This is a genomic window from Pseudomonas sp. S30, from assembly GCF_016518545.1.
GTDB lineage: Bacteria > Pseudomonadota > Gammaproteobacteria > Pseudomonadales > Pseudomonadaceae > Aquipseudomonas.
Genome location: NZ_JACVTO010000048.1, coordinates 1 through 977 on the forward strand (window position 1 = coordinate 1; position 977 = coordinate 977).

The 977-nt window shown below is 63.9% G+C and carries 1 protein-coding gene; it reads left to right on the plus strand.

What is annotated here, in order from left to right; translation table 11 throughout:
- The coding region (locus IAE34_RS24180) for a DUF637 domain-containing protein (protein ID WP_200141480.1) at positions 1–977 on the plus strand (977 nt) is incomplete at both ends.

Genomic DNA, 977 nt, shown 5'->3' on the forward strand with positions numbered 1-977 from the left:
GCGATCAAGACAGCGGTGGACGGCGGCAGCCTCAGCGACAACCTGCTCAACGCTTTGGTGTCCCAAGCGTCCAACGTGGTGGCCGCCACGGCATTCAACGCCATCGGCAACCTGGCGACGAAAAACCTGGCTGAAGCCGAAAGTCGTCACGACACCGCCGGCATCGAACTGTGGCGTGAAGGGGGCGCGGGTCGTGTTGCCCTGCATGCGCTGACCGGTGGCGCCGTCACTGCCGCAGCCGGTGGCGACTTCGTGGCCGGAGCGATGGCCGCTGGCGCTAACCAGGCCATGGCAGGCGCGCTCAAAGAGCTCTACCAGCGCCAGCCCGATCTGCAAGACAGCATCGTCCAACTCACCGGCATGGCGGCGGCCGGCCTGGTCGAGGGCGACTTGCAAAAAGGCGTCTGGATTGCCCAGATGGCCGATCGATACAACCGTCAGGCGCACCCTGAGGAAACGGTCCGCATCAAGGGTCAGGCGCAGGCGCTGGCGAAAGAACAGGGCATTACCCCTGCCGAAGCCGAGCAGCGCATGGCCCGGGCGTTGGCCTATTACACCGACCGTGAATGGCAGCAGGTCATGAACGCCAACGGTGTGACCATCGAGGCCAGCACCCTGGAGCACCTGGGGCAGGCACTGGCGCCCATGGCCGGCGCGTATGACGTAAGCCGCGTGACAGGTGACGTTCCGGTGATGGAGCCAGCCAAGACGTACACCGCGCAGCAGACCGTGGCGTTGATTCAAGGTTATTCGAGCGCGCATAGCGCCCTGTTCAATGACGGGGACTGGAATATGGAATTCCTGCGTACCGGCGCGAACACCAGCTATGCCCAGTACTACGACAAGAACCTGAACTTCGCCAAGTTCGACCCGATGGCCAGTCAGTTGGGCTCGGTCGAGGGTGTCGGCACGGCACTGGCCGATATGGCCAAGGGGGTCTACGGCCTGGCACATGGAATGGTCACCGACTTCCGCAC